Genomic DNA, 25020 nt, shown 5'->3' with positions numbered 1-25020 from the left:
AATCGCAAGGGATAAGCACCCCCAACGCGGCCTAAAATCGGGAAGTTTTTGCAGTTTAACAAAGGATCAAGTCTTGCGTGGGATGATCGGTGCTGAATATCGGGCCACCGGCATGGAGCAACCCGCGTGTCGCGCAGTATCGGGCTGGCGCATATCATCCGTCATGACGACGGCACCTCGACCGGGGTGTGGGGGCTGTTTACGCTCAAAAGCGCCTTCCAGCCGATCTTCGCGTTTCGCGACGGCAGGCTTTCGATAGCCGCCTTCGAGGGGCTGACGAGGTCGTTTCGCGAGAAGGAAAGCGTCGCGCCGCCGGCATTCTTCCGCGACGTTCCGGCCGCCGACCGGCTGCATGTCGAGACGCTGACGCGCACGCTGCATCTTCTCAACGCCGCACGCTTTCTCGACGACCGGTCGAAGATCTTCGTCAATTTCGATCCCTCGGTCTATTCGGAGCGCCGGCTTACCGAGGCGGCGATACGCGACATGCGGCTCGTGCTCCACGAAACCGGCATCGACCCGGACCGCGTCGTTTGCGAGGTGACGGAGCAGCGCTCCCGCTCGGAGCTGCAATTGAGCACCTTCGTTTCCGTGCTGCGCGACAGGGGCTTTCGCATCGCGGTCGACGATTTCGGCGCCGAAAGCTCCGACATGGAGCGCGTGACGACCCTCAAGCCGGACATCGTCAAGTTCGACGCCCATTGGATCAGCCGGCTGATGGAGACGCGGCCGGGCGTCGCGCTCCTCAAGGTCATGGTTTCGCAAATCGCCGACCGCGGGATCGAGACCGTATTCGAAGGCATCGAGCAAGGCCGGCAGCTCGAGCTTGCCGAACAGGCCGGCGCGGATCTCGTCCAGGGCTACGCGCTGGCGCGTCCGCGCATCGTTCCGGCCAATTTCACGGAATTCCAGGCGAGGATTCCGGCGGGCGAGATGGTGGATCGCGAGCACATATGCTCGCGCGAAAACGATCTCTCGCCCGCCAGACGACGCCGGGTGGACCATTCCCGACCTTTCGGACGCAGGGCATTATCTTAGCGCATGTATCATTTCACCGAGATCGACGACCTCATCGCCGCCGACGAGGTCGGCATCGAAACCGGGCTCCTGGGTGAGTTCAGGCTGAAGACGGCCTATGAACCCATCTTCCGGCGGCAGGGGCAGGGCTTCGTGCCGTTCGGGGTCAAGGGGCAGGCGAAGCCGTTCCTGCAGGGCCGGCCCTCATCGATGGAGGCGCTGTTCCGCAAGGTATCCGCGGAGAGACGCCGGGACATCGACCTGCTTTGTCGCGCGCTTTGCTTCCGCAACCACCGCAACATCGGCGTCGACGGCCTCAGGCTGTTTTTCGGTTTCGGGCCGGCCACGTCCGAGCGGGTCGACGAGGTGCTCGGCGGGCTCGACCGCATCGCCGGCGATCTCGCCGATATCGAGATCGCGCCGGAACTGATGGTTTGCGAGATCGCCGAGGGCGGCATGGCCGATCGCGATGCGCCGCGCCGGCTGGCCGACGGCCTTCGCGGGATCGGAATGGGCATTGCCGTCCGCGAATTCGGTTCCGGCCCCTCCAATTTCGACGCCGTCAGGCAGGTCTCGCCCGACATCGTGGCGCTCGGCAGCGCGTGGTTCCGCCGGATCGCGGAGAACGAGCAGGCCGTGCGCCTGCTTTCCGTCCTCGTCTCCGGCCTCAAGGCCGAGGGCGCGGAAGTCCTGATCGACGATATCGCGACGGTGCGCCAATTCGAGATCGCGCTGGAGGTCGGCGCGGACCTGGTGAAGGGGCCGGCGCTGAGGCGCGCCGCGCTGGTAGGCACGGTTTTTGACGAGACGCCCCTCGATGCCGCGCGCATCCTGCGGCAAGACGCGAACATCGTGCCCCTGTTCGGCAGGTCGCGCGCCGAGCCATAAGCGGCGCTGATGGAAGCTCGAAAACTACGAACTGGTCTTCGCCGCCCGCCGGCGCGATAATCCGCGCCGAAAGCTTCCATTCAGCCCGGAGGAACGATGCTCACCATCTATGGCATGCACGACAGCGGCAACTGCTACAAGCCACGCCTGCTCATGGCGAAGCTCGGCAGGCCGTTTCGCCACGTCGAGGTCAATTCCGTCTCCGGCGAGACGCGGACGGCGGAGTATCTCGCCAAGAATCCGAACGGAAAGGTGCCGCTGCTGGAACTGGAGGACGGCCGCCTCCTCGCGGAATCGAACGCCATCCTGCTCTATCTCGCCGAAGGCACCCGCTTGCTTCCCGGGGACGCCTACGACAGAGCGCTCGTCCATCAATGGCTGTTCTTCGAACAATACAGCCACGAGCCCTATATCGCGGTGCGCCGCGCGCTCATCAAATATCCCGAACGCGCCGCGCAGGCGACGCCGCAGCGCATGGAATTCCTGCTCGAGGCGGGAAGCAACGCGTTGCAGGTCATGGAGAACCAGCTTTCCAGGACGCCGTTCATAGCCGGCGACAGGATGAGCATTGCCGACATCGCGCTCTTCGCCTACACGCAGGACGCCGGTTTTGCCGGCTACGACATGTCGCGCTTCCCCGCCGTCGCGGCCTGGCTCGAGCGCGTGCGTGGCGACGAGGGCCATGTGCCGCTGCACTGGCTGCCGCTGTCGGCCTGACCTTCATTCGAAAGCTGAGGGTGCGTTTTTCCGCCTACGATTTTCGTATGATTTTCGCTTTGGTAGCGGTTTCTTGTGGAATTTGCGTTACGAAAGTTCACGAACCTGAAACAAAACTGTTGTGATCCTGTCATGGAGCGCCGATACTCCCGTCTGCGGAACTGATCCTTTCGCCAACGATATCGGGAGTGAAACCATGAAAACCTACGGCCTTGCGGCGGGCATTGCCGCCACCTTCAGCATTCTTTCCACCTCCTCCGCCCTGGCTGTCACCGAGATCAACTGGTGGCACGCGATGACCGGTGCGAACAACGAGGTCGTGGAGACCCTTTCGAAGGAATTCAACGAAAGCCAGAGCGACTACAAGGTCGTCCCGGTGTTCAAGGGCACCTATCCGGAAACGCTGAACGCCGGCATCGCCGCCTTCCGCGCCAACCAGGCGCCGCACATCATCCAGGTGTTCGACGTCGGCACCGGCGTCATGATGGCCGCCGAGGGCGCCGTGAAGCCGGTCGCGGAAATCCTTTCCATGGGCGGCAAGCAATTCGACAAGAGCCAGTACCTGCCGGGCATCGTGGCCTATTATTCCAAGCCCGACGGCACGATGCTTTCCTTCCCGTACAATTCCTCCTCGCCGATCCTCTACTACAACAAGGACATCTTCGAGAAAGCCGGCCTCGACGTCGACAATCCGCCGAAAACCTGGCCGGAAGTGTTCGAAGCGGCCAAGAAGATCAAGTCCAGCGGCGCCGCGCAGTGCGGCTACACCTCGACCTGGCTCACCTGGATCCATCTCGAGAACTTCGCCGCCTGGAACAACGTCTCCTACGGCACCAACGAGAACGGCCTCGCCTCGACCGACGTCGAGCTGAAGATCAACGCACCGATCTATGCCGAGCACTTCCAGCAGATCGCCGATCTCGCCAAGGACGACACCTTCCGCTACGGCGGCCGCACCTCCGAGGCCAAGCAGCTCTTCCTGTCGGGCGAATGCGGCATCTTCACCGAATCTTCCGGCGGTCTCGGCGACGTCATCAAGTCGGGCCTGAACTACGGCCTCGGCCAGTTGCCGTACGAGCCTTCCGCCGAGGGAGCGCCCCAGAACACGACGCCCGGCGGGGCGAGCCTCTGGGTGTTCGGCGGCAAGTCGGACGAGGAGTACCAGGCGGTCGCGGCCTTCTTCAACTTCCTCTCGCAGACCGATATCCAGGCACGCCTTCACCAGGTTTCCGGCTATCTGCCGGTGACGCTGGAGGCTTATGAGGCGACGAAGGAATCCGGTTTCTACGAGAAGAATCCCGGCCGCGAGATTCCGATCCAGCAGATGATGGGCAAGGAACCGACCGAGAATTCGCGCGGGGTTCGTCTCGTCAATCTGCCGCAGGTGCGCGACATCCAGAACGAGGAGTTCGAGAAGATGCTCGCCGGCCAGCAGACCGCCCAGCAGGCGCTCGACAACGCCGTCTCGCGCGGCAATGCGGCGATCCAGCAGGCGATCGGCAACTAACGCAAATCCAGGCACAACCGCCGCCCGCATGATTTCTCATGCGGGCGGCCGTTTTCCACGTCGAGGAAGTGATTTTTGTCCCCGCGCGTAACCTTCCCCAACAAGCTGTTGCCCTACCTGCTGCTGGCGCCGCAACTGGCGATCACCATCGTCTTCTTCTATTGGCCCGCCAGTCAGGCGCTGCGCCAGTCGCTGCTGCGCGAGGACCCGTTCGGCCTGCAAAGCACCTTCGTCGGGCTCGCCAATTTCCGCCGCGTGCTCAACGACCCCAACTACATCAATGCTGTCCAGGTCACGGTCATCTTCTCGATCGCGACGGCCTTTCTCGCCATGGCGCTGGCGCTGCTGCTCGCCGTCATGGCCGACAAGATCATCCGCGGGCGCGGCATCTACCGAACATTGCTGATCTGGCCCTATGCCGTCGCTCCGGCGATCGCCGGCATGCTCTGGCTGTTCATGTTCAATCCTGCGATGGGCACGTTCGCCTATATGCTGCGCTCCGCCGGTTTCGGCTGGGACCCGCTGCTCAATGGTCCGCAGGCGATGACGCTGGTCATCGCGGCGGCCGCCTGGAAGCAGATCAGCTACAATTTCCTGTTCTTCGTCGCCGGCCTCCAGGCCATTCCGAAGACGCTGATCGAGGCCGCCGCGATCGACGGGGCAGGGGAGAACAAGCGTTTCTGGACGATCGTCTTTCCGCTGCTCGCGCCGACGACCTTCTTCCTGCTCGTCATCAACACCACCTACGCCTTCTTCGACACGTTCGGCATCATCCACGCCGTGACCGGAGGCGGGCCCGGGAAGGCGACCGAAACGCTCGTCTACAAGGTGTACAATGACGGCTTCGTCAATCTGATCCTCGGCGACTCGGCCGCGCAGTCGGTCATCCTGATGATCATCGTCATCGCGCTTACTGCCATCCAGTTCCGCTACGTGGAAAAGAAGGTGCACTATGGCTGAGCAGGCGACCGCAAGGCCGTCCGGCAGAACCTCCACCGCCGCCTTTCTCGGGCGGCGTGAGGAAGGCGCGATGCTGGGCATCAGCCGCACCTCGCGCTACGTCGCTCACGCCATCCTGATCCTCGGCGTGCTGATCGTCGCATTTCCGATCTACTACACTTTCGTGGCTTCGACGCATTCGCTGCAGACGATCCTGCGTCCGCCTTTGCCGCTCCTGCCTGGCGACCGGTTCTGGGAAAACTATTCGACGGCGCTGTTCGGCGGCATCGGTCGCATCGGCGGGGTTGATGTCGGCACGCTGCTCTTCAACACCACCGCCGTCGCGCTCGCGATCGCGATCGGCAAGATCGTGATCTCGATCCTGTCGGCCTTCGCCATCGTCTTCTTCCGCTTCCCGCTGCGCATGTTCTTCTTCTGGATGATCTTCATCACGCTGATGCTGCCGGTGGAGGTGCGCATCCTGCCGACCTACAAGGTGATGGTCGATCTCGGCCTGATCGACACCTATACGGGCCTGACATTGCCGCTGATGGCGTCGGCGACCGCGACGCTGCTCTTCCGGCAGTTCTTCCTGACGATCCCGGGCGAACTGGTCGAAGCCGCGCGCGTCGACGGGGCGGGGCCGTGGCGGTTCTTCAAGGACATCCTGCTGCCCTTGTCGAAGACCAACATCGCCGCGCTTTTCGTCATCCTCTTCATCTATGGATGGACCCAATATCTCTGGCCGCTGCTGGTGACCAACCGCAACGACATGAACACGATCGTGATCGCGCTGAGGAAGATGATCTCCTTCGCCGACGCCGACACCGAATGGCATCTGGTGATGGTGACCGCCATGCTCGCGATCGTGCCGCCGATCCTGGTGGTGCTGTTCATGCAGCGCTGGTTCGTCAAGGGCTTGGTGGAAACGGAAAAGTGAGAAGAAGACCGAAATGGCAACCGTCGAACTGAAAGATGTGAGGAAGACCTACGGGGGTACCGTCGAGGCGGTGAAGGGCATTTCCCTGTCCATCCCCGACGGTGCGATGTGTGTCCTGGTCGGGCCTTCCGGCTGCGGAAAATCGACGCTCCTGCGCATGATCGCGGGCCTGGAGGCGATAACCTCCGGCACCGTCTCGATCGACGGCAAGGTGGTCAACACGCTGGGGCCGGCCGAACGCGACATTGCCATGGTGTTCCAGAACTATGCGCTCTACCCGCATATGAAGGTCTACGACAACATGGCCTACGGCCTGCGCAATCGCGGCACGCCCAAGGACGAGATCGACAGGCGCGTGCGCGGTGCAGCCGCCACGCTCGGCCTCACCGAATTCCTGGAGCGCAAGCCGCGCGAGCTTTCCGGCGGCCAGCGCCAGCGCGTCGCCATGGGCCGCGCCATCGTGCGCAATCCCAAGGCGTTCCTGTTCGACGAGCCGCTCTCCAATCTCGACGCCAAGCTGCGCGGGCAGATGCGCGTCGAGATCAAGAACCTGCAGCGCTCGCTCGGCGTCACCAGCGTCTACGTCACGCACGACCAGGTCGAGGCGATGACGCTGGCCGACACGCTGGTGGTCATGAACCAGGGCGTGGCCGAGCAGATCGACACGCCGATGGCGATCTATGCCAGGCCGGCGACGATCTTCGTCGCGGGGTTCATCGGCTCGCCGGCCATGAATCTCCTCGCTGCGGAAGGCGGCGACAACGGCAAGGGGCTGAAGCTCGCCTCGGGCGGCTTCCTGAAACCGCGCGACATAGTCCTGCCGGAGAGCGGCCGCAGCGTGCTCCTCGGCGTGCGGCCCGAGCACCTGACGCTGGTCGGAGATCGCAAGAATGCCGACATCGAGTTGAAGGTCACCGCGGTGGAGACGCTTGGCGCCGACACGCTGGCGCACGGCCATTCGGTAAGCGGAGATGCCCGCTCCGGCGAGCTGATCGCCCGGCTTCCGGGCAATGTCGGCGTCGACGTCGACGATCTCCTGCCGCTCGCCATCAATGCCGGCTCGGCGCATATCTTCGACGCGGGCACCGGCCGGCGCGTCTGACGTCTTCCGGTTCCAGTCGTTCGGCTGCCTGAAAATGAAAAAGGCGGGGGACTGGCCCCCGCCTCCTGTCGGCAATGCCGGCCGTCCGCGCGCCGGGCGCGGCCGCCAGTACATCCGTGACTTGCCGCGCTTTCGATCGAAACCGAGGCGCGAGCGGTCAGCCGGGCTTGCCGAGATTGTTGGGATCGTGCTTCGCGACGCTGCCGGAAATTCGGCTGTTCGCAGGAAGATCATCCGGATGAGACGACCGACAGTCACACCCGAAGCCATCGCCTCGGACCCATCGGCCGAATACCAACACGCCTCATATGGGAGTGCCGGTTCGCCGTTGCAAGAGCGGTCGCCTGTCGACGTGGAAGCGCGGCCTCGGGCTAGGCCACCTGCCGCCACTGCGGTGTCTGCCGTGCCCCAGGCCGGCTTTTCTCGGCCGGCATCGCGGCGAGAACGTCGTTCAGCTCGTCGACGTCGATATAGTAGTAGCGCGACAACTGGACCGCGATCTCCTCGTCCTTGAAGCCGCGGATCATCAGGAATTCCGCCGCGATCCTCAATTCCGTCCGCTCGGTGAGGCGGCGTTTGGCGCAATCGTCGGGGTGCTGGAACATTTCGATCCCTCTCGTTCGCTCGTTGAATGCGACGCGCACGCGGTACTCGAAATTCGAAGTAACCAGGGGAACAGGACTGAATATCCGCCGGGGATTCTCTTGGCGAATCAATAATTTCATTATGGCGATGGATTCGGCCGATGCAAGGACCCGTCGATGGCGATCGGCGCCCGCGCGGGCTTCAGAAGTCGAAGGCGGCCTGTGCCGACGGCGGCGGGCCGACATGCACGCCCTCCATCAGGAGCAGGCGTTCCTTGGTCGCGCTGCCGCCCGGCGCGGAAAAGCCGCCGATCTTGCCGCCGGCCGCGACGATGCGGTGGCATGGGACCACGATCGGCACCGGATTCTGCCCGAGCGCCTGGCCGGTCTCGCGCGCCATTTTCGGAAAGCCGGCACTGTCGGCGAGCTCGCCATAGGTCGTCACCTCGCCATAGGCGAGCCTGCGCGCGGCGGCGTAGATCGCGCGGCGGAAGGGATCGAGGCCGGGAATGTCGACCGGCACCGCCGAAAAATCCACCTGCTCGCCCCGGCAATATCTGGCAAGGAGGTCGAGCGTCCCGGCGACGAAGGCGGGTGCGTCTTCCAGTGCGGTCTCTTCCGTGTCGCCGGCGACACGGCGCGCGACGCTCTCGCGGCTCCTTCCGGGAAGCGCGAGGCGCGTCAGGCCGTCCCCGCTCCACCTGATGCCGATGAAGCCCAGCGGCGTTTCGAGAATATGATGACCGGTCCGATCGCATTCAGCCATGGGAGATCCCGTCCTTGCGCCCCGAACCTAGCATATTTTCGGCGTGGGAACAGACGGAGAACCGAATGTCCTGACAAGGCCCGCGATACCAGGCGCGACCGTCGCGCTTGCCGCGGGGCGTACAGGATCGTTGCCTCACTCTTCCGGTTCGGTTATTTAAATGTCGGGTGGGACCACGAAAATTCAACGAAAGAGAGAGCGCGGCCTTGCCTGCACTACGATCTTCCCTTGCGATCTGCGCACTCCTTTCCGGCATCGCCCTGTCGGGCTGCACCACGGCCGAACTCGCCACCGACCCGACGCTCGCCCTGAACGCCGACGATCCTTCCCTGCCGGATACGATCGCGGTGGTTCCTTCGCCCTCCAGTGCTGGCACGGTCGTGGCGTCGGCGGAAGATGCCGCGGTGACGCCGGCCGCCTATGCCGGCGCGACGCCCGACAGGCCGTTTTCCGAGGCCCTGATCGCCAACCGCCAGGTCGCCGCGCGCAGCCCCGAGCTCGACGCGCTGATTGCCCGCTATGCCTCGCACTACCAGGTCCCCGAGACGCTGGTGCGCCGCGTGGTGAAGCGGGAGAGCACGTTCAATCCGGCGGCGCGCAACGGACCCTATTGGGGGTTGATGCAGATCCGCCACGATACGGCGAGGTCGATGGGCTTCGACGGACCGGCAAACGGCCTGCTCGATGCCGAGACCAATCTGACCTACGCGGTGAAATATCTGCGCGGCGCCTATCTCACGGCTGGCGGCAACCACGACCAGGCGGTGCGTCTTTACGCACGCGGCTATTATTACGACGCCAAGCGCAAGGGCCTGCTGGAGGAGACCGGGCTCCGAGGTCCGCGCCGGGCGCATCTGCCGGCCGGCTCGCTCGCCGCGCAGGTGCCCGCACCGGCACCCCTGCCGCAGGCCGCTCCGACGCCGGCGGCCGAAAGGTTCGGCGCACCGGTCGCGGCCGCGTCCCTGCCCGGCGTCTCGGGCGAGGCGGCGGTCGGATTTGCCGCCGCGCAGGAAGAATCGCGCTAAAGTTCCCGCCTATTTCCGGTTCTCCAAGCCTTCTTAACCTTGGGTTGAAACGCAGGTGGACAACGCTTCCGCGGCATTTCATGATCGACCTGTTTTCGGACGGGATTGCTGAGAAACGGAGAGTTTCCATGAGGATGATTTTTGCCGCTCTTCTTCTGACCGCTGCCTTCACCACCGGGGCCCAAGCCGCCGACGCATGCGACAATGCCGAGGATCAGGCGACCCTCAACGAATGCGCCAACAAGGCATTCAAGACCGCCGACACGCAGCTCAACGCCGACTACAAGGAAATCGAGAAGCGGCTTGCCGACGACGCCGACGCCAAGAAGCTGCTGGTGGCGTCGCAGCGGGCCTGGGTCGCCTATCGCGACGCCGAATGCACCTTTCAATCGTCGGGCGTCGACGGTGGCAGCGTCTATCCGATGATCCACGCCAACTGCCTTGCGACGCTGACAGCCGCGCGGGTGGAGGATTTCAAGGCTTATTTGAGCTGCGAGGAAGGCGACATGAGTTGCCCGGTGCCCGCGGCGGACTGAGCGTCGTCGGAGACCGCGCGAACGCGCCGGTAAAATGTCGCTCAGGAAGATTTTACCGGCGCGGCGAAGATCGAGGGTGACGCGCGCGTTCCACTGCCTATCTTGTCGCCATGATCGCCAGACGCTCCCTCCTATCCCTTCCGTTCATTGCCCTTCTCCTCGCTGCCTTGCCCGTACGGGCGCAAACTCCGCTGGGCGGCGTCGCCGAGGAGGCGGAAGCGCTCGAACAGCTCGAAACGCTGATCGTGGCGCTCGATGGCGAGACCATTCTGGAGCGCGGCTTTCGCGGCCATTCGACCGAGCGCCCGACCAACATCAAATCCGCCTCGAAATCGGTGATCTCGGCGCTGGTCGGCATCGCCGTGGACAAGGGCCTGCTCGAAGGTCCCGACCAGAAGATCGCCCCGCTTCTCGCCGACGACCTGCCCGCCGATCCCGACCCGCGCATCAACGACATCACGATCGGCAATCTGCTTTCCATGCAGGCGGGGCTGGGGCGCACCTCGGGGCCGAATTACGGTCGCTGGGTGGCCAGCCGCAACTGGGTGCGCGCGGCGCTCGCGCAGCCTTTCGACGGCGAGCCCGGCGGCGGCATGCTCTATTCCACCGGCTCGACGCACCTGCTCTCGGCGATCCTCACCAAGGTCGGCGGCAAGTCGACGCTGGCATTGGCGCGCGAGTGGCTCGGGCCGGTCGACGGGTTCGCCATCGCCGGCTGGGACCGCGACCCGCAAGGCATCTATTTCGGCGGCAACCAGATGGCGATGACGCCACGCTCGCTGCTTGCCTTCGGCGAGCTCTACCGCAACGGCGGCATGGCGGGCGAAACGCGGGTCCTTTCGCGGGACTGGATCGAGCAGTCCTGGCAGCGGCGCACCAATTCGGTGTTCAACGGGGACGGCTACGGCTATGGCTGGTTCCTGCGCGAAATGGCGGGCCATGAGGTGCGCTACGGCTGGGGCTATGGCGGCCAGATGCTCTATATCGTGCCCGATCTCGGGCTCACCATCGTCATGACCTCGGCCGAGGAGGCGCCCTCCGCCCGCACCGGCTATCGCGATGCCCTGCACGGGCTCACCGAGAGGATCATCCGCGCCAGCGAAGCCGCCGAGTGAGGCATCGCGCACCGGCATGCGCCTTCATGAGGCGATGCCGTCCGGCTTGTCCTTCTCCCGGAGATTCCTGGCCGCGCCGAGCTGGCGCAGCTTCCGCAATGCCCGCCTCGGTTCCGAAACGATCCGGCGCGCCATTGCGAGCCGATCGCGCCAGCCACCGTAGCGGTTGATGGGCAGCACAAGCAGTTCGGGCCAGCGCAGCGCGATCGCATGGACGATCAGCGCGTTGCCTCGCCGCCATGCCGGCGGCGTCGAAAGCATCGCCGCGTAGATGCGCCGCGACACCAGCGGATTGAATTCGCGGTGGCGGGGCAGGGCGTAGGATTGCGCGAATGCCCATGAGCCCATGCGCAGCTCCATATAGGCGAGGTCGAGCAGCAGCAGGCTGTCGAGATGCTTCAACGGGGAGAGCCATTTCTCGACCGCCGCCGTCAGTTCCGCATTCGGCGGAAATTTCAGGCGGGAGACTATGCTCGCCGCGTCGACAGGCGTGTTCTCCTCGGCATTCAGCCAGAGAAAGCCGCGTCCGATCTCGCCGCCGAGACCACCGACGAATATCTTGCCGTCGAGCGGCCTCAAGCTCGGATGCATCGTCAGATTGGAGCCGGTCAGGCAATGGCTGACGCGCCGTTGCCATGCGCGCTTTTCCTCCTCGTTCGCTTCCGAATAGGGCAGGAAGGCGTGGGCGAGCCCGAAACGACGCGACAATTCGCGGGCGCGGGTCGTATCGAGGCCGGAGCCGGGTGCATTCACCGTGATGAAGCGGACATCGTTCAGCCGGTCCCTGCAGCAGGCGGCGAGCAGGCGGGTTTCGTGCCCGGCGGTCAGCGCGACGTGGACCTCGCCATCCCCGGCGAGCGCCTCGATCGCGCGTTCCACCTCGTCGGCGATCAGGCGCAGGACGGCCGCCTCGTCCGGCGCCGGTTCCACCGGCCCGCGCGGCCAATGCCGCGCCTGCGTCCAGCGGTCGAGATCGAGATAGTGGTTGCAGGTCAGCCTTTCGAGGCCCCGATGCGCGGTCAGGCCCGCCGGAAACCAGCCGTCCTGCGCGACGAGCAACGCATCGTAGAGATCGCGCCGGAAGCGGCTTTCATACTCCCTTGGATCGGAAATCGCGAGCGCGGCGGTCGCCGCGGCGGTCCGGGCTTCGGGATCGTAGACCAGCGACTTCGAGCCGTTGGCGTCGAGGTAGATGCGGCGCGTGCCCCAGCCGTCTAGAACGAACAGGAAGCTGCCGGAAAGCCTGTAGATGCCCGTCTCGACCGCCTCGTCGATGCCGGCGCCACCATCCGGCCGGCCATCGATGCGGTAGGTGCCTTTCACGACGCACCGGTCGTCGGTGTCGATCGGACTTCCGAGCAGCAGGCCGATGCGAGCGCCGGTCTCGTCCACTACCTCGACCGTGTCGAGCAGCGGAAAGACGTCGACATTCAGTGTGGCGAGCGGCCATCTGACGGCACCCGTGGGCGGCGCGGCGCCGTCCTTCTCCGAAACGAGAAACTGGCCTTCGAAATCCGCCATCGGCGCTCGCGCTCTCCCACGTTCCCCTGCCTTGGGCGGCAGGTCCTTGGAAGATTTGCACAGGCGACGGTCCCCGCAAGCTGCCCATCGGGCGGGGTGGCGTCGTGTTGCATCCTACTAAGGCGTGCCGGCCTCCTCATTGTGAGTAGGAAGGCGTCGTCGCGGGCGCCCTTCCGCGGACTCACGCCACCTTCGAAATGTCCGGCACCGCGTCGAGCAGCTTCCTCGTGTAGTCGGCCCGGGGGTTCTCGAATATCTCGTCGACGGGACCGTTCTCCACCAGCACGCCGTTGTGGAGTACGCCGACATTGCTCGACATTTGCCGCACGACCGCGAGGTTGTGGCTGATCAGCAGGTAGGTGAGGCCGAACTCCTCCTGCAAGGCGCTCATGAGGTCGAGGACCTGCGCCTGTACGGAAACGTCGAGCGCCGATGTCGGCTCGTCGCAGACGATGAATTCCGGCTGGCTGGAAAGCGTGCGGGCAATCGCGATGCGCTGCCGCTGGCCGCCGGAGAATTCATGCGGAAACTTGCGCATGGCGGCCGGATCGAGCCGCACCTTCTCGAGCAGCTCGGCCACGCGCGCCTCGATCTCGCCGCGGTTCCGCGAGAGCCCGAGGGCGCGGATCGGCTCGGCGATGATGTCCTTCACTCTCCAGCGGGGGTTGAGGCTGGCATAGGGATCCTGGAAGATCATCTGCACGCTCCTGCGCCGCTGCCGCCGTCCGAGGGCGCCGGCCCAGACGTCGTGGCCGTCGACGAATATCTGGCCGGCCGTCGGCGGCAGGAGCCCGACGATCATTTTCGCGCAGGTCGACTTCCCCGAGCCGGATTCGCCGACGAGACCGAAAGTCTTGCCCTTCGGAATGGAGAAGGAGACGTCGTCGACGGCGCGAAAAGTCTCGGTCTTGCCGCGAAGGCGGGCGAATGGCGCCATCGCGAATTCGAAGTCGCGCACCAGGCCCTTGATCCGGACGAAGGCGGAATCGTCGTTCGCCGCGACCGCCGGAGGGAACGCCTCGCCAGGCTTGCGCAAGATCGTCGGGATCGAGTCGATCAGCTTGATCGTATAGGGCTCGCGCGGGCGCCGGATGATGTCGGCGACCGTTCCCGTCTCGACGATCTTTCCGCGATGCATCACCACCATGCGGTCGGCCGTCTGCGCGATCACTCCCATGTCGTGGGTGATCAGCATGACCGCCGCTCCCCGGCTGGCGCAGAGCTTCTTCAATACCTTGATGATCTGCGCCTGCACCGAAACGTCGAGCGCGGAGGTCGGCTCGTCGGCGATCACCAGTTCCGGCTCGCCGGCAAGCGCCAGCGCGATCACCACGCGCTGGCGCATGCCGCCCGAGAACTGGTGGGGATAGGAATCGATGCGCTCGGCCGCCTTGGGGATTCCGGCCTCCGCCAGCAGGTCGATCGCGCGCCGGCGCGCCTGTTCCTCGGAGAGCGGCAGGTGCGTGCGGATGGTTTCCACGAGCTGCCGGCCGATCGTGTAGAGCGGATTGAGGCTCGTCAGCGGGTCCTGGAAGACCATGCCGATGCGTTTTCCCCGCAGCTTGGCCTTGATCTCCTCCGGCAGGTCGTCGATGCGCTCGCCCTGCAGGCGGATTTCGCCGCCCGCGATGTGGCCGGGGCGGTCGATCAGACCGATGACGGCCGAGCCGGTCATCGATTTTCCGGCCCCGGATTCACCGACGACGCCGAGGATTTCGCCGGGCATGATTTCGAAGGAAACGCCGTCCACCGCGCGAAAGACCGCGTTGCGGGAGGGGAATTCCACCACCAGATTCTTTACGGAGAGAACGGGTTCGCTCATCAGCGCAGCCTCGGGTTGAGGGCATCGCGAAGCCAATCGCCCAGGAGGTTGACGGACAGCGCCAGCGCCACCAGCGTGATTGCCGGGAAGAACAGGATCCACCATTCGCCCGAGAACAGGAATTGCTGGCCGATGCGGATCAGCGTTCCGAGCGAGGGTTGCGTGGGCGGAACGCCGACGCCGAGATAGGAAAGCGTGGCTTCCTCGATGATGGCGAGCGCGAGGCCGATCGTGCCGATGACCAGCACCGGCCCCATGACGTTCGGCAGAACGTGGCGGAGCAGGATGAGGAACGGGTTGACGCCGAGGATGCGGGCGGCGGCCACATAGTCCTTCTGGCGCTCCACCATGGTCGCGCCGCGAACGGTGCGGGCGAATTGCGCCCAGTTCGCCAGGCCGATCGCGATGATCAGCACCCAGACGGCGGCGCCCTCCTGCTGGTTGGGCGGAATGAGGCCGCGCGCGATGCCGAAGACCAGCAGCGCGATGAGGATGGCGGGAAAGGAAAGCTGCACGTCGGCGACGCGCATGATGATCGTGTCGGCCAGGCCGCCGGCATAGCCCGCGACCAGCCCCAGTCCCACCCCCATGACCATCGCCAGGAGCGTCGCCGATATGCCGACGAACAGCGAGACGCGCGAACCGTACATGATCGTGGAGAGCACGTCGCGGCCCTGGCTGTCGGAGCCGAGCAGGAAGTAGTTGCCCGACATCGACTTGGAATTGGGAGGCGTGAAGCCGTCCATCAGGTTGAGCGTTGCCGGATTGAAGGGATTGTAGGGCGCGATCCAGGGGGCCGCCGCCGCCATCAGGATCAGGGTCGCCGCCACGATCGAGGCGATGATCGTCACCGGCGAATGGCGATAGGACCATGCGAGGTCGGAATTGAGGAAAGCCGAAAGGCGCGACGTCTTGGCCGGCGCCGTTCGTTCCGAGTTGTGAGGCAAGTCTGTCACGGGCTATCTCCCGCTCTTGGCGCCGTCGCGCAGGCGCGGATCGACGAGGAAATAAAGGATGTCGACGATGAGGTTGATCACCACGAAGACGAGGGCGACGAAGACGAGGTAGGCGGCCATCACCGGCACGTCGACGACCTGCACGGAATTGACGAAAAGCGAGCCGACGCCCGGCCACTGGAACACCGTCTCTGTGATGATCGCGAAGGCGATGACCGAGCCGAGCTGCAATCCCGCGATGGTGATCACCGGGACGAGGGTGTTGCGCAGCGCGTGGCCGAAATTGATGGCGCGCTTGGAAAGCCCGCGCGCCCTGGCGAAGCGGATATAGTCCGTGCGCAGCACCTCCAGCATTTCCGCACGCACCAGGCGCATGATCAGCGTCAACTGGAAGAGCGAGAGCGTGATCGCCGGCAGGATCAGCGAGCGCAGGCCGGACTGGGTGAGCAGCCCGGTGCGCCACCAGCCGAGATTGACGACCTCGCCGCGGCCGAAGGACGGCAGCATCTTCAGCTCGACCGCGAACACGTAGATCAGGCCGATGCCGATAAGGAAGGTCGGCAGCGACACGCCGACGAGCGAGACGGTCATGACGACGGCCGTCTCGAGGCTGCGGGGGCGCAGCGCGGTATAGATGCCGAGCACGATGCCGAAGACCAGCGCGATCGTCGCCGAAGCGAAGGCGAGCTCGATGGTGGCCGGCAGGCGTTCCAGGATGAGCTGGGTCACCGGCTGCTGCAGGCGGTAGGAAATGCCGAACTCGCCCTGAAGCGCGTTGGCGACGAACCGGAAGAACTGCAGGTAGAACGGATCGTTGAGGCCGAGCCGCTCGCGCAACTGCTCATGGTCGGCCATGGTCGAATCCTGGCCGAGCATCGAGGAGACCGGATCGCCGACGAAGCGAAAGATGAGAAAGGCGACGAAGGCGACGACCAGCATGACGACGATCGACTGCAGGAGGCGCCGCAGGATGAAGGTCAGCATGACCCTATCTCCCAATATGAACCGCCGCGCCGGAACGGGATGCTCCGGCGCGGCGGTCGAGCTGCGCGATCAGGTCAGTCGAAGGCCACGTCGGTCATCAGCGGCTGGTTTTCCGGATGGACGGCCAGCGTGATGTTGTCCTTCATCGCGTAGGCGAGGACCTGATTGTGGACGGGCAGCAGGACGCGGTCCTCCTGCACGGTCTTCCAGATTTCGGCGATCGTGGCGTTGCGCTTGTCGAGATCGGTCTCGGTGCCGAGCGAGACGATCTTGGCGTCGAGCTCGGGGTTCGTGTAGAGGCCGACATTGTAGGTGCCGTGCTTGTCGGTCTTGGAATGGACCAGATCGTTGAAGATGTAGGCCGAATCGAAGGTCGGCACACCCCAGCCGAGCAAGTAGAAATCGCTCTGGTTGGCGAGGATGATCGGCGAATGCTCGGCCACCGGGCGCGAAGCCAGCGTGACCTTGATGCCGATCTGGCCCAGCATGCCGACATAGGCGGTCGAGACCGCCTCGTCGTTGACGTAGCGGTTGTTGGGCGTGTCGAGCGTGACGGTGAAGCCGTCCGGATAGCCGGCCTCGGCCAGCAGTTCCTTGGCGCGCTCGACATTCGGCGCCGGATAGGCGTCGAGCTCGGCCGTCCAGCCGTTGACGAAGGGCGGGGTGGCGACGCCGGCCGGAACCGACTGGCCGCGCATGACCACGCGCTTGATGGCGTCGCGGTCGAGCACGAGATGCATCGCCTCGAGCACCAGCGGATTGTTGAAGGGGTTGGAGTCCTTAATGTTGGACGATTTCAGCGGCTCCTCGCCGAAGCGGTAGCCGAAATAGATGATGCGGTTTTCCGGCCCGGTCTCGACCTTGAAGCCCGCCGTCGAGGACAGCCGCTCGATGTCCTGGACCGGCACGTCCTGGACGATATCGACGTCGCCCGAAAGCAGGGCGGCGATGCGGGTCGCGTTGTCGGCGATCGGCAGGTAGACGATTTCGGTGACGGCCGGCTTCGTCTCCGCCCAGTGGTCCTGGAACGCCGCCAGCACCGAGCGCACGTCGACCTCGCGCGACTGCAGCCTGTAGGGGCCGGTGCCGTTGGTGTTGAGGACGGCGTGGTTGGTCTCGCCGGCGGCGAAGTCCTGCACCTCGACCACGTTGTTGGCTTCCGACCAGCCCTTGTCCATGATGAAGGTGTTGGTGATGTTGTTCGGATAGAGCGGCGAGGGGCCCACCATGCGGACCTCGACCGTGTGGTCGTCGATCGCCACGACTTCCTTCACCTCCGCATGAAGCTGCTTCATGTTGGAGCCTTCGGAGCGGGCGCGGTCGAGCGAGAACACCACGTCCTCGGCGGTGAAGTCGGCGCCGTCGTGGAATTTCACGCCCTCGCGCAGCTTGAACACCCAGACGGTGGGATCGTCGGCCTTGACCGACCATTCGGTGGCGAGCCGCGGCTGCAGATTGCCGTCGGTGTCGCGGTCGAGCAGCGTCTCGTAGATGTGGTGGTTGAAATTGTGGGTGACGCCCTGGTTCTGCGAATGCGGATCGAGCGTCAGCGCGTCGGACGCGCGCGCCCAGCGCACGGTCTCGGCATGGGCGGCGCCGGCAAGCGCGGTCGAGACGAGGAGCGCGGACGCAATTCGGGCGAGAGTGGAATGCATGAATAGTCCCCCATTATCTTTGGTTATCCTCGTCGGCATCGTTGGCCGCGAGATTGAACTTCAGAAAAGCCTGTTTTTTCGCCACACGCAATGGGGGTATTTCCGGCGCGTCGGCACGCCTTGCTTTCAGATCGCCGGAAGGGGCGGGCTTTCGCGCGACGAAAGCAGTTCACCGATGATTTCAACCGGAAAAATACTTGCGATCCGCAGCGCCCGGAAGAAGCGCGTGGCTTGACCCCGGCCGATCCGCGGCAATGCGTCGCAGGGTCCGCGCCGGAGGGAGAACATGCTTCGCGTCGGTGCATCGGCCGCCGCGGTGGCGCGAAAAATTTCGCCGTGGCCATGTCGAAACGGACGTTGGCCGTTCGTCTTGTCGTCAGAACCGGCGCGGCCGGATCCGGACACAAGGAGAAATGGAAATGCTCAGAACCGCTCTCATCGCCGCCCTTCTGACGGCCGGCACCACCCTTGCACGGGCCGAGCCCGTGGGCGACCGCGTCGAGGTCAACGGCATGGAGATGTATTACGAGGTCTCCGGCGAGGGCGCGCCGCTGGTCGTGCTGCACGGCGCCTACATGAACATTCCCTCGATGGGCGAGATCATCCCGAGGCTCGCCGAGACGCGCAAGGTCTACGCGCTCGAATTCCAGGGCCACGGCCGCACCACCGACATCGACCGGCCGATCACCTATCCGAACCTCGCCGACGACGTCGCCGCCTTCATGGACGCGGTCGGCCTCGAGAAGGCCGACGTGTTCGGCTATTCGATGGGCGCGGCGGCCGGGCTGCAGCTCGCGATCCGCCATCCGGACAAGGTCGAGAAGCTGGTGGCCGCCTCCGTCGCCTACGACGCCGGCGGCTGGCAGCCGGAATTCACCGCCTTCATTCCGCAGATGACGGTGGAGATGTTCGTCGAGATGCCCTTCGCCGAGGACTACAAGAAGCTCGCCGCCGACCCGGACGGCTTTCCGGCGCTGGTCGAAAAGCTGATCCAGCTCGAGAAGGAGCCGATGGCCTGGGAGGAGGACGTAAGCAAGCTCGAGACGCCGGTGCTGATCATCTCCGGCGACGCCGACGTCAACACGCTGGAGCACGCGGTCTCGATGTTCCGCCTGCTCGGCGGCGGCGGCATGGGCGACATGGGCAAGCCGCTGCCGCGGTCGCGGCTCGCCGTGCTGCCCGCCACTTCCCACACCGCCGTCATCGGCCAGGTCGAGTTGCTTCATGGGCTGATCGAGCCTTTCCTGAAGGGCGAGACGCCGAAGGGCGTGTTCGAATAGGGGGCCACTGACGCATCGGGTTCACCTTTCTGATCCGGCGTTACCCCCACTCCTGACCCCTCCCCACAAGGGGGAGGGGGACTTGGCGGCCGCAATGTCCGCGCCCGCGCGTCGCCCCCGCCGGGGTTCCTGGCGGAACCGCCGGAGATTCTCCTCCCCCTTGTGGGGAGGGGTAAAGGGGTGGGGTGCGAAGCCAGCCTTCATCGGCGATCTCCTTTGACGGCGATTGTCCTTTGATCATGAAGCCGGGCGTTCTCCTTTGTTCCGCCTCCGCCTCGCCCGGCGACCAGCCGGGGGAGAGCCACGGGTCCCGATCCGTCCTTCGGCCCCCCTTGGGGGAGAGGAGACCGTCGAGGCCGGGCCATTCCTCCCGAAGGAAGCAAGGCGGGCGCGCCTCTTCTCCCCTTCTGGGAGAAGGTGGCCGCGAAGCGGCCGGATGAGGGGGCGCACTCAAGCCGAGGGATGGCGAGGCGTCGCGGCCGCGCGCCGTCCCCGCCACGCCCCGCTTCCGGTCTGGCCATTGATCCTTCGACCTTCGATCCTTCGACCCTTCGACGAGCTCAGGGCTCAGGGCTCAGGATGAGGGATGAGGGAGTAAGGTCGGGAGACGGGCGGCCGGAGGGTCGCTCATCTGAAAGTTGCGTGCGACCTTCCGGCCGTCCGCCCGGCGATTTGCGTCCGCGCCCGTTCCGCTGCCCTCCTGCGCCCCCGCGGGACCGTTCCCGCTCGAAACGCCGAAGGTTGCGTGCTCGCTCCAGCACACCCGGCGCGTAGTCGCCGGGGAGGAACCTCTGGACGCGGCCTCCCCGGCCGCGGCTTACGAGGCCGCGGCGGAGGCGCCGTCCCCTTCCCACGCAACCACCGTCATGATCGGCGCTCCCATGGAAGGGGCGCACGCAGGATAGACGCGGCGGCAAGGGCGTGGATGAAAAAGCGGACGCCGAAAGGCGAATGCGAGGGAAATGAAGGGGTTGGGCGGAAGGAGGGGGCGGATTTGTGCACGGTTCGTCTAGCGTCGTCTTCCCGCTTCGCCGGCGCGGAACGCCTGCGGTCGCCGTAAAGGGCGGCAGCCTTTCCGCTTCGTCATCCTCGGGCTCGACCCGAGGATCCATGCCGGAACGGCGACAAAGGCGGGACGGTTCAGAACGCAGGCCATGCCGGGTCTGCCGGGCAAGCACAACCGGACGAACAAAAAACACTTGTCGTCACGCTCGTGGTTGCGCAAAATCGCGCGGGGACAAAGGGGGGCGGAATTGATGAAATTGCCGAAGAAGTTCGTCGATCGTGTCGGCGCTAATCTGAAGAAGTACCAGCGTGTCGCGACTGCGCAGCAGAAAGCGGACGTTGCGGAAGCCGATACGGTAACGGTTGTCAAGGATATACTGGAAGACGTTTTCGGTTACGACAAATACGAGGAACTGACCTCGGAACATCAGATAAAATCCACTTACTGTGATCTCGCGATCAAGATCGGCGGCAAGTTACGCCTGCTCATCGAAGTGAAGTCCGCCGGAAGCAGTCTTGCCGACAACCATCTGAAGCAGGTGATCGACTACGGCGCACATCAGGGCATCCATTGGGTGATCCTGACGAATGCCGTCGAATGGCGGCTGATCCGCATCTATGTCGCCCACCAGATCAGCCATGAGGAAGTCTGCCGTTTCGTGCTTTCCGAAATCGCTCCGAGGAACGAGGATCATCTGAGACAGATGTTCCTGTTCGCCAAGGAGGGCCTTGCAACCGACGCGATGGACGCCTTCCACCAGCAGGCGCAATTGTTCAACAAATTCACCGTCGCCTCGATCGTCTGTTCCGAGCCCGTCGTCGCCGTGGTACGGCGCGAACTGCGGCGCCTGTTTCCCGACCTCAAGGTTGCGGCCGAAAACCTTCGGGCGCTGATCGCGGACGAGGTGATCAAGCGTGAGGCGATCGAGGGGGACAAGGCGAAGGAAGCCGCGACCCGGATCAAGAAGGCGCAAGGGAAGATCGAGCGGGCGAAGAGGAAAGAGGCGGTGGTGGTGGGATGAACGGGCCGTGAAAGCGGGGGATCGGAGAGACTGTCACTGAACCACCCCCTCCATGTTTCGCAGGAGAAGAGCCTCTAGCCTAGCGGGACAGCGCGCGCCTCTGTCCTGCCGGTCTTCTCCCCCTCGCGGGGGGAGACCGGCAGTTGCCCCCTCAAAAATAATCCTGCAGCGGCCTGACCTCCAGGCTTCCCGCCTTGAGCGCGGCGATGGCTTCGGCGACGGCGCCGGCGCCGGCCATGGTGGTGTAGTAGGGCACCTTCTGCATCAGGGTGGCGCGGCGGAGCGACTTGGAGTCTGATACCGCCTTCTGGCCGTCGGTGGTGTTGAAGACGATCTGGACCTGGCGGTTGCGGATCGCGTCCTCGATGTGGGGGCGGCCTTCGAGCACCTTGTTGATCTTCTCCGCGGCCACGCCGTTCTCGGCGAGGAAGCGCTGGGTGCCGCCGGTGGCGAGCACGCGGAAGCCGAGGCCGGCGAGGCGTTTCACGGCCGGCAGGATCTTCGGCTTGTCCTCGTCGCGCACCGAGACGAACAGCGTGCCCGAGCGCGGCAGGTCGACGCCGGCGCCGAGCTGGCTCTTGGCGAAGGCGAGCGCATAGTCGTGGTCCAGCCCCATGACCTCGCCGGTGGAACGCATCTCGGGGCCGAGCAGCGTGTCGACGCCGGGGAAGCGGGCGAAGGGGAAGACGGCTTCCTTGACCGCAATGTGGCCGAGGTCGCGCGTGTCGGGCTTGTCGCCGTAATGGGCGAAGGCGGCGTCGAGCGTCTCGCCGGCCATGATGCGGGCGGCGATCTTGGCGATCGGCCGGCCGACGGTCTTGGCGACGAAGGGCACGGTGCGCGAGGCGCGCGGGTTGACCTCGAGCACGAAGATCTCGCCGTCCTTGATGGCGTATTGCACGTTCATCAGGCCGCCGACCTCGAGCGCCCTGGCGAGCGCGGCGGTCTGGCGCTCGAGCTCGTCGACGGTCCCGGCGGTCAGCGAGTGCACCGGCAGCGAGCAGGCACTGTCGCCCGAATGGATGCCGGCCTCCTCGATATGCTCCATGATGCCGGAGACATAGGTCGTCTCGCCGTCGCAGAGGCAGTCGACGTCGACCTCGGTGGCCTCCGACAGATAGGTGTCGAAGAGCAGCGGGTTCTTGCCGAGCAGCGTGTTGATCTGGCCGGTCTTGTCGTTGGGGTATTTCTGCTTGATGTCCTCCGGCACCAGGCCGGGCACGGTGTCGAGCAGATAGGTCTGCAGCATCGTCTCGTCGTGGATGATCTGCATGGCGCGGCCGCCGAGCACGTAGGACGGGCGCACGACCAGCGGGAAGCCGAGCTCGGAGGCGACGGTGCGCGCCTGCTCGACCGACCAGGCGATGCCGTTCTTCGGCTGCTTGAGGTCGAGCTTCGTCAGGAGTTTCTGGAAGCGGTCGCGGTCCTCGGCCAGGTCGATCATGTCGGGCGAGGTGCCGAGGATCGGGATGCCGGCCTTCTCCAGCGCTTCCGCGAGCTTGAGCGGGGTCTGGCCGCCGAACTGGACGATGACGCCGTGGAGCTCGCCGGACGCCTGCTCGGCGCGCAGGATCTCCAGCACGTCCTCCGCCGTGAGCGGCTCGAAATAGAGCCGGTCGGAGGTGTCGTAGTCGGTGGAGACCGTCTCCGGGTTGCAGTTGATCATGATCGATTCGTAGCCGGCGTCGGCGAGCGCGAAGCAGGCGTGGCAGCAGCAATAGTCGAATTCGATGCCCTGGCCGATGCGGTTGGGGCCGCCGCCGAGGATGACGACCTTCTTGCGATCCGAGACCCTGGCTTCGTCGGCCGGCGCGCCCGCGAAGGGCACCTCGTAGGTCGAGTACATGTAGGCGGTCGGCGAGGCGAACTCGGCCGCGCAGGTGTCGATGCGCTTGTAGACCGGGTGGACGCCGAGCTTCGCGCGCTGCTTCTGGACCGCTTCCGCGTCGGTCTTCGTCAGCGAGGCGAGGCGGGCGTCGGAAAAGCCGCAAGCCTTCAGCATGCGCAGGTTTTCGGCGTCGTCAGGCAGGCCGTGCTCGCGGACGCGGTCCTCCAGGCGCAGGATGCCGGCGATCTGCTCGAGGAACCACGGGTCGATCTTGCACATGTCGTGGACGGCCTCGAGCGAGGTGCCCATGCGGATCGCCTGGGCGACCATGCGCAGCCGGTCGGGCGTCGGCGTGCCGAGCGCGGCGCGGATGGCGTTCTTGTCGTCGCCGGTTCCGATGCCGGGGATCTCGATCTCGTCCAATCCCGTAAGGCCCGTCTCCAGCCCGCGCAGCGCCTTCTGCAGCGATTCCTGGAAGGTGCGGCCGATCGCCATCACCTCGCCGACCGACTTCATCGCCGTCGTCAGCACCGGCTCGGCGCCGGGGAACTTCTCGAAGGCGAAGCGCGGGATCTTGGTGACGACATAGTCGATCGAGGGTTCGAAGGAGGCGGGCGTGGCGCCGCCGGTGATGTCGTTCTCGAGCTCGTCGAGCGTGTAGCCGACGGCGAGCTTGGCCGCGACCTTGGCGATCGGGAAGCCGGTCGCCTTGGAGGCGAGGGCGGAGGAGCGCGAGACGCGCGGGTTCATCTCGATGACGACGAGGCGGCCGTCGGCCGGATTGACGGCGAACTGGACGTTGGAGCCGCCGGTCTCCACCCCGATCTCGCGCAGCACCGCGATCGAGGCGTTGCGCATGATCTGGTATTCCTTGTCGGTCAAGGTCAGCGCCGGGGCGACGGTGATCGAATCGCCGGTGTGGACGCCCATCGGATCGACGTTCTCGATAGAGCAGATGATGATGCAATTGTCCGCCTTGTCGCGGACGACCTCCATCTCGTACTCCTTCCAGCCGAGCACGGACTCCTCGATGAGGACCTCGGTGGTGGGGGAGGCGTCGAGGCCCGACTGGACGATGTCGAAGAACTCGGCGCGGTTGTAGGCGATGCCGCCGCCGGTGCCGCCGAGCGTGAAGGAGGGGCGGATGATGGCCGGCAGGCCGACATGGTCGAGCGCCTGCGCGCCGATCGCCATGGCATGCGCCATGTAGCGCTGCTTGCGGTCGCCCTCGCCGAGGTTCCATTCGGTCTCGAGCTGGTCGAGGGCGGCGTCGAGGTCGGGGCCGGAATAGGTCGCCTTGAGCTTGGCGCGCTCCTCCTCGTGGCGGCGGCGGTCGGCGTCCTTGACCTCGGTGGCGTTGGCGAGCATGGAGCGCGGCGTCTCCAGCCCGATGCGGGCCATCGCCTCGCGGAACAGGGCGCGGTCCTCGGCCATGTCGATGGCCTCGGCGTTGGCGCCGATCATCTGGACGTTGTAGCGGTCGAGCACGCCCATGCGGCGCAGCGACAGCGCGGTGTTGAGCGCGGTCTGGCCGCCCATGGTCGGCAGGATCGCGTCGGGGCGCTCCTTGGCGATGATCTTGGCGACGACTTCCGGCGTGATCGGCTCGATATAGGTCGCGTCGGCCAGCTCCGGATCGGTCATGATCGTGGCCGGATTGGAATTGACCAGGATGATGCGGTAGCCTTCCTCCTTCAGCGCCTTGCAGGCCTGCGTGCCGGAATAGTCGAACTCGCAAGCCTGGCCGATGACGATGGGGCCGGCCCCGATGATCAGGATCGACTTGAGGTCGGTGCGTTTTGGCATGGATA

The 25020-nt window shown here is 65.2% G+C and carries 21 protein-coding genes; 13 read left to right on the top strand and 8 right to left on the bottom strand.

Annotation, left to right across the window (positions count from 1 at the left end; genetic code table 11):
- Positions 1-126 precede the first annotated feature (126 nt).
- The 7 genes from XW59_RS08560 to ugpC all read left to right on the top strand — a co-directional run bounded on the left by XW59_RS08560 (position 127) and on the right by ugpC (position 7110).
- Positions 127-1038 carry an EAL domain-containing protein gene (locus XW59_RS08560; RefSeq protein WP_047143961.1) on the top strand — a complete coding sequence of 304 codons (912 nt, stop codon included), beginning with the start codon at positions 127-129 and terminating at the stop codon, positions 1036-1038.
- Positions 1039-1041: 3 nt separating this feature from the next.
- Positions 1042-1905, top strand: a complete 864-nt coding sequence (locus XW59_RS08555) for an EAL domain-containing protein (RefSeq protein ID WP_047143962.1) — start codon at positions 1042-1044, stop codon at positions 1903-1905.
- 96 nt (positions 1906-2001) lie between these two features.
- Positions 2002-2622, top strand: a complete 621-nt coding sequence (locus tag XW59_RS08550) for a glutathione S-transferase family protein (RefSeq protein ID WP_047143963.1) — start codon at positions 2002-2004, stop codon at positions 2620-2622.
- 196 nt (positions 2623-2818) lie between these two features.
- The gene (gene ugpB / locus XW59_RS08545; protein WP_047143964.1) at positions 2819-4129 is read left to right on the top strand and encodes a sn-glycerol-3-phosphate ABC transporter substrate-binding protein UgpB; all 1311 of its coding nucleotides are present in this window, start codon (positions 2819-2821) and stop codon (positions 4127-4129) included.
- Between the two features lie 75 nt (positions 4130-4204).
- A complete protein-coding gene (gene ugpA, locus XW59_RS08540; RefSeq protein WP_047143965.1) occupies positions 4205-5089 on the top strand; it encodes a sn-glycerol-3-phosphate ABC transporter permease UgpA in 885 nt (294 codons plus the stop codon).
- Positions 5090-5159: 70 nt separating this feature from the next.
- The gene (gene ugpE / locus XW59_RS08535; RefSeq protein ID WP_137327003.1) at positions 5160-6008 is read left to right on the top strand and encodes a sn-glycerol-3-phosphate ABC transporter permease UgpE; all 849 of its coding nucleotides are present in this window, start codon (positions 5160-5162) and stop codon (positions 6006-6008) included.
- Positions 6009-6021: 13 nt separating this feature from the next.
- On the top strand, positions 6022-7110 hold the full coding sequence (ugpC, locus tag XW59_RS08530) for a sn-glycerol-3-phosphate ABC transporter ATP-binding protein UgpC (RefSeq protein ID WP_047143966.1): 1089 nt from the start codon (positions 6022-6024) through the stop codon (positions 7108-7110).
- Between the two features lie 371 nt (positions 7111-7481).
- On the opposite strand, the gene XW59_RS08525 is transcribed toward ugpC, so the two are convergent.
- Complete coding sequence (locus XW59_RS08525; protein ID WP_047143967.1) at positions 7482-7715, bottom strand: hypothetical protein; 234 nt, start codon at positions 7713-7715, stop codon at positions 7482-7484.
- Positions 7716-7896: 181 nt separating this feature from the next.
- Positions 7897-8460 (bottom strand): methylated-DNA--[protein]-cysteine S-methyltransferase, encoded by a 564-nt coding sequence (locus XW59_RS08520; protein WP_047143968.1) that lies wholly within the window; start codon positions 8458-8460, stop codon positions 7897-7899.
- Positions 8461-8666: 206 nt separating this feature from the next.
- Here XW59_RS08520 and XW59_RS08515 point away from each other — a divergent pair, with 206 nt between their 5' ends.
- From XW59_RS08515 to XW59_RS08505, 3 genes are all read left to right on the top strand, one after another.
- Complete coding sequence (locus XW59_RS08515) at positions 8667-9485, top strand: lytic transglycosylase domain-containing protein (RefSeq protein ID WP_047143969.1); 819 nt, start codon at positions 8667-8669, stop codon at positions 9483-9485.
- A 128-nt stretch (positions 9486-9613) separates the two neighbouring features.
- Positions 9614-10021 (top strand): lysozyme inhibitor LprI family protein, encoded by a 408-nt coding sequence (locus XW59_RS08510; protein WP_047143970.1) that lies wholly within the window; start codon positions 9614-9616, stop codon positions 10019-10021.
- Positions 10022-10131: 110 nt separating this feature from the next.
- Complete coding sequence (locus XW59_RS08505) at positions 10132-11136, top strand: serine hydrolase (RefSeq protein WP_137327000.1); 1005 nt, start codon at positions 10132-10134, stop codon at positions 11134-11136.
- A gap of 24 nt (positions 11137-11160) precedes the next feature.
- Here XW59_RS08505 and XW59_RS08500 read toward each other — a convergent pair whose 3' ends face one another.
- The 5 genes from XW59_RS08500 to XW59_RS08480 form a co-directional block, all read right to left on the bottom strand.
- Positions 11161-12657: a hypothetical protein gene (locus tag XW59_RS08500; RefSeq protein WP_246666032.1), complete on the bottom strand. Its 1497-nt coding sequence runs from the start codon at positions 12655-12657 to the stop codon at positions 11161-11163.
- Positions 12658-12838: 181 nt separating this feature from the next.
- Complete coding sequence (locus tag XW59_RS08495; RefSeq protein WP_047143972.1) at positions 12839-14479, bottom strand: ABC transporter ATP-binding protein; 1641 nt, start codon at positions 14477-14479, stop codon at positions 12839-12841.
- Complete coding sequence (locus XW59_RS08490; RefSeq protein ID WP_136068059.1) at positions 14479-15426, bottom strand: ABC transporter permease; 948 nt, start codon at positions 15424-15426, stop codon at positions 14479-14481. The genes XW59_RS08495 and XW59_RS08490 overlap by 1 nt, the downstream gene beginning before the upstream one ends.
- Before the next feature lie 12 nt (positions 15427-15438).
- Positions 15439-16419, bottom strand: coding sequence for an ABC transporter permease (locus XW59_RS08485; RefSeq protein ID WP_047143974.1), 981 nt, complete (start codon positions 16417-16419; stop codon positions 15439-15441).
- 74 nt (positions 16420-16493) lie between these two features.
- Entirely contained in the window at positions 16494-18074 is a 1581-nt protein-coding gene (locus tag XW59_RS08480; RefSeq protein ID WP_047143975.1) for an ABC transporter substrate-binding protein, read from the bottom strand.
- Here XW59_RS08480 and XW59_RS08475 point away from each other — a divergent pair.
- From XW59_RS08475 to XW59_RS08465, 3 genes are all read left to right on the top strand, one after another.
- Positions 18073-18309: a hypothetical protein gene (locus XW59_RS08475; RefSeq protein ID WP_136067986.1), complete on the top strand. Its 237-nt coding sequence runs from the start codon at positions 18073-18075 to the stop codon at positions 18307-18309. The two genes, XW59_RS08480 and XW59_RS08475, sit on opposite strands and share 2 nt — an antisense overlap.
- Positions 18310-18493: 184 nt before the next feature.
- Positions 18494-19354 carry an alpha/beta hydrolase gene (locus tag XW59_RS08470; protein WP_047144460.1) on the top strand — a complete coding sequence of 287 codons (861 nt, stop codon included), beginning with the start codon at positions 18494-18496 and terminating at the stop codon, positions 19352-19354.
- A 1256-nt stretch (positions 19355-20610) separates the two neighbouring features.
- Positions 20611-21381, top strand: coding sequence for a type I restriction enzyme HsdR N-terminal domain-containing protein (locus XW59_RS08465; RefSeq protein ID WP_047143977.1), 771 nt, complete (start codon positions 20611-20613; stop codon positions 21379-21381).
- A 151-nt stretch (positions 21382-21532) separates the two neighbouring features.
- Here the strand turns inward: XW59_RS08465 and carB are convergent, their stop codons facing one another.
- Positions 21533-25015 (bottom strand): carbamoyl-phosphate synthase large subunit, encoded by a 3483-nt coding sequence (gene carB / locus XW59_RS08460; RefSeq protein ID WP_047143978.1) that lies wholly within the window; start codon positions 25013-25015, stop codon positions 21533-21535.
- Positions 25016-25020 lie beyond the last annotated feature (5 nt).

This window comes from Aquamicrobium sp. LC103 (genome assembly GCF_001014615.2).
Classification (GTDB): Bacteria; Pseudomonadota; Alphaproteobacteria; order Rhizobiales; family Rhizobiaceae; genus LBCQ02.
The sequence above is the reverse complement of the archived record's forward strand: the minus strand, read 5'-3'. Positions and strand labels throughout refer to the sequence as shown.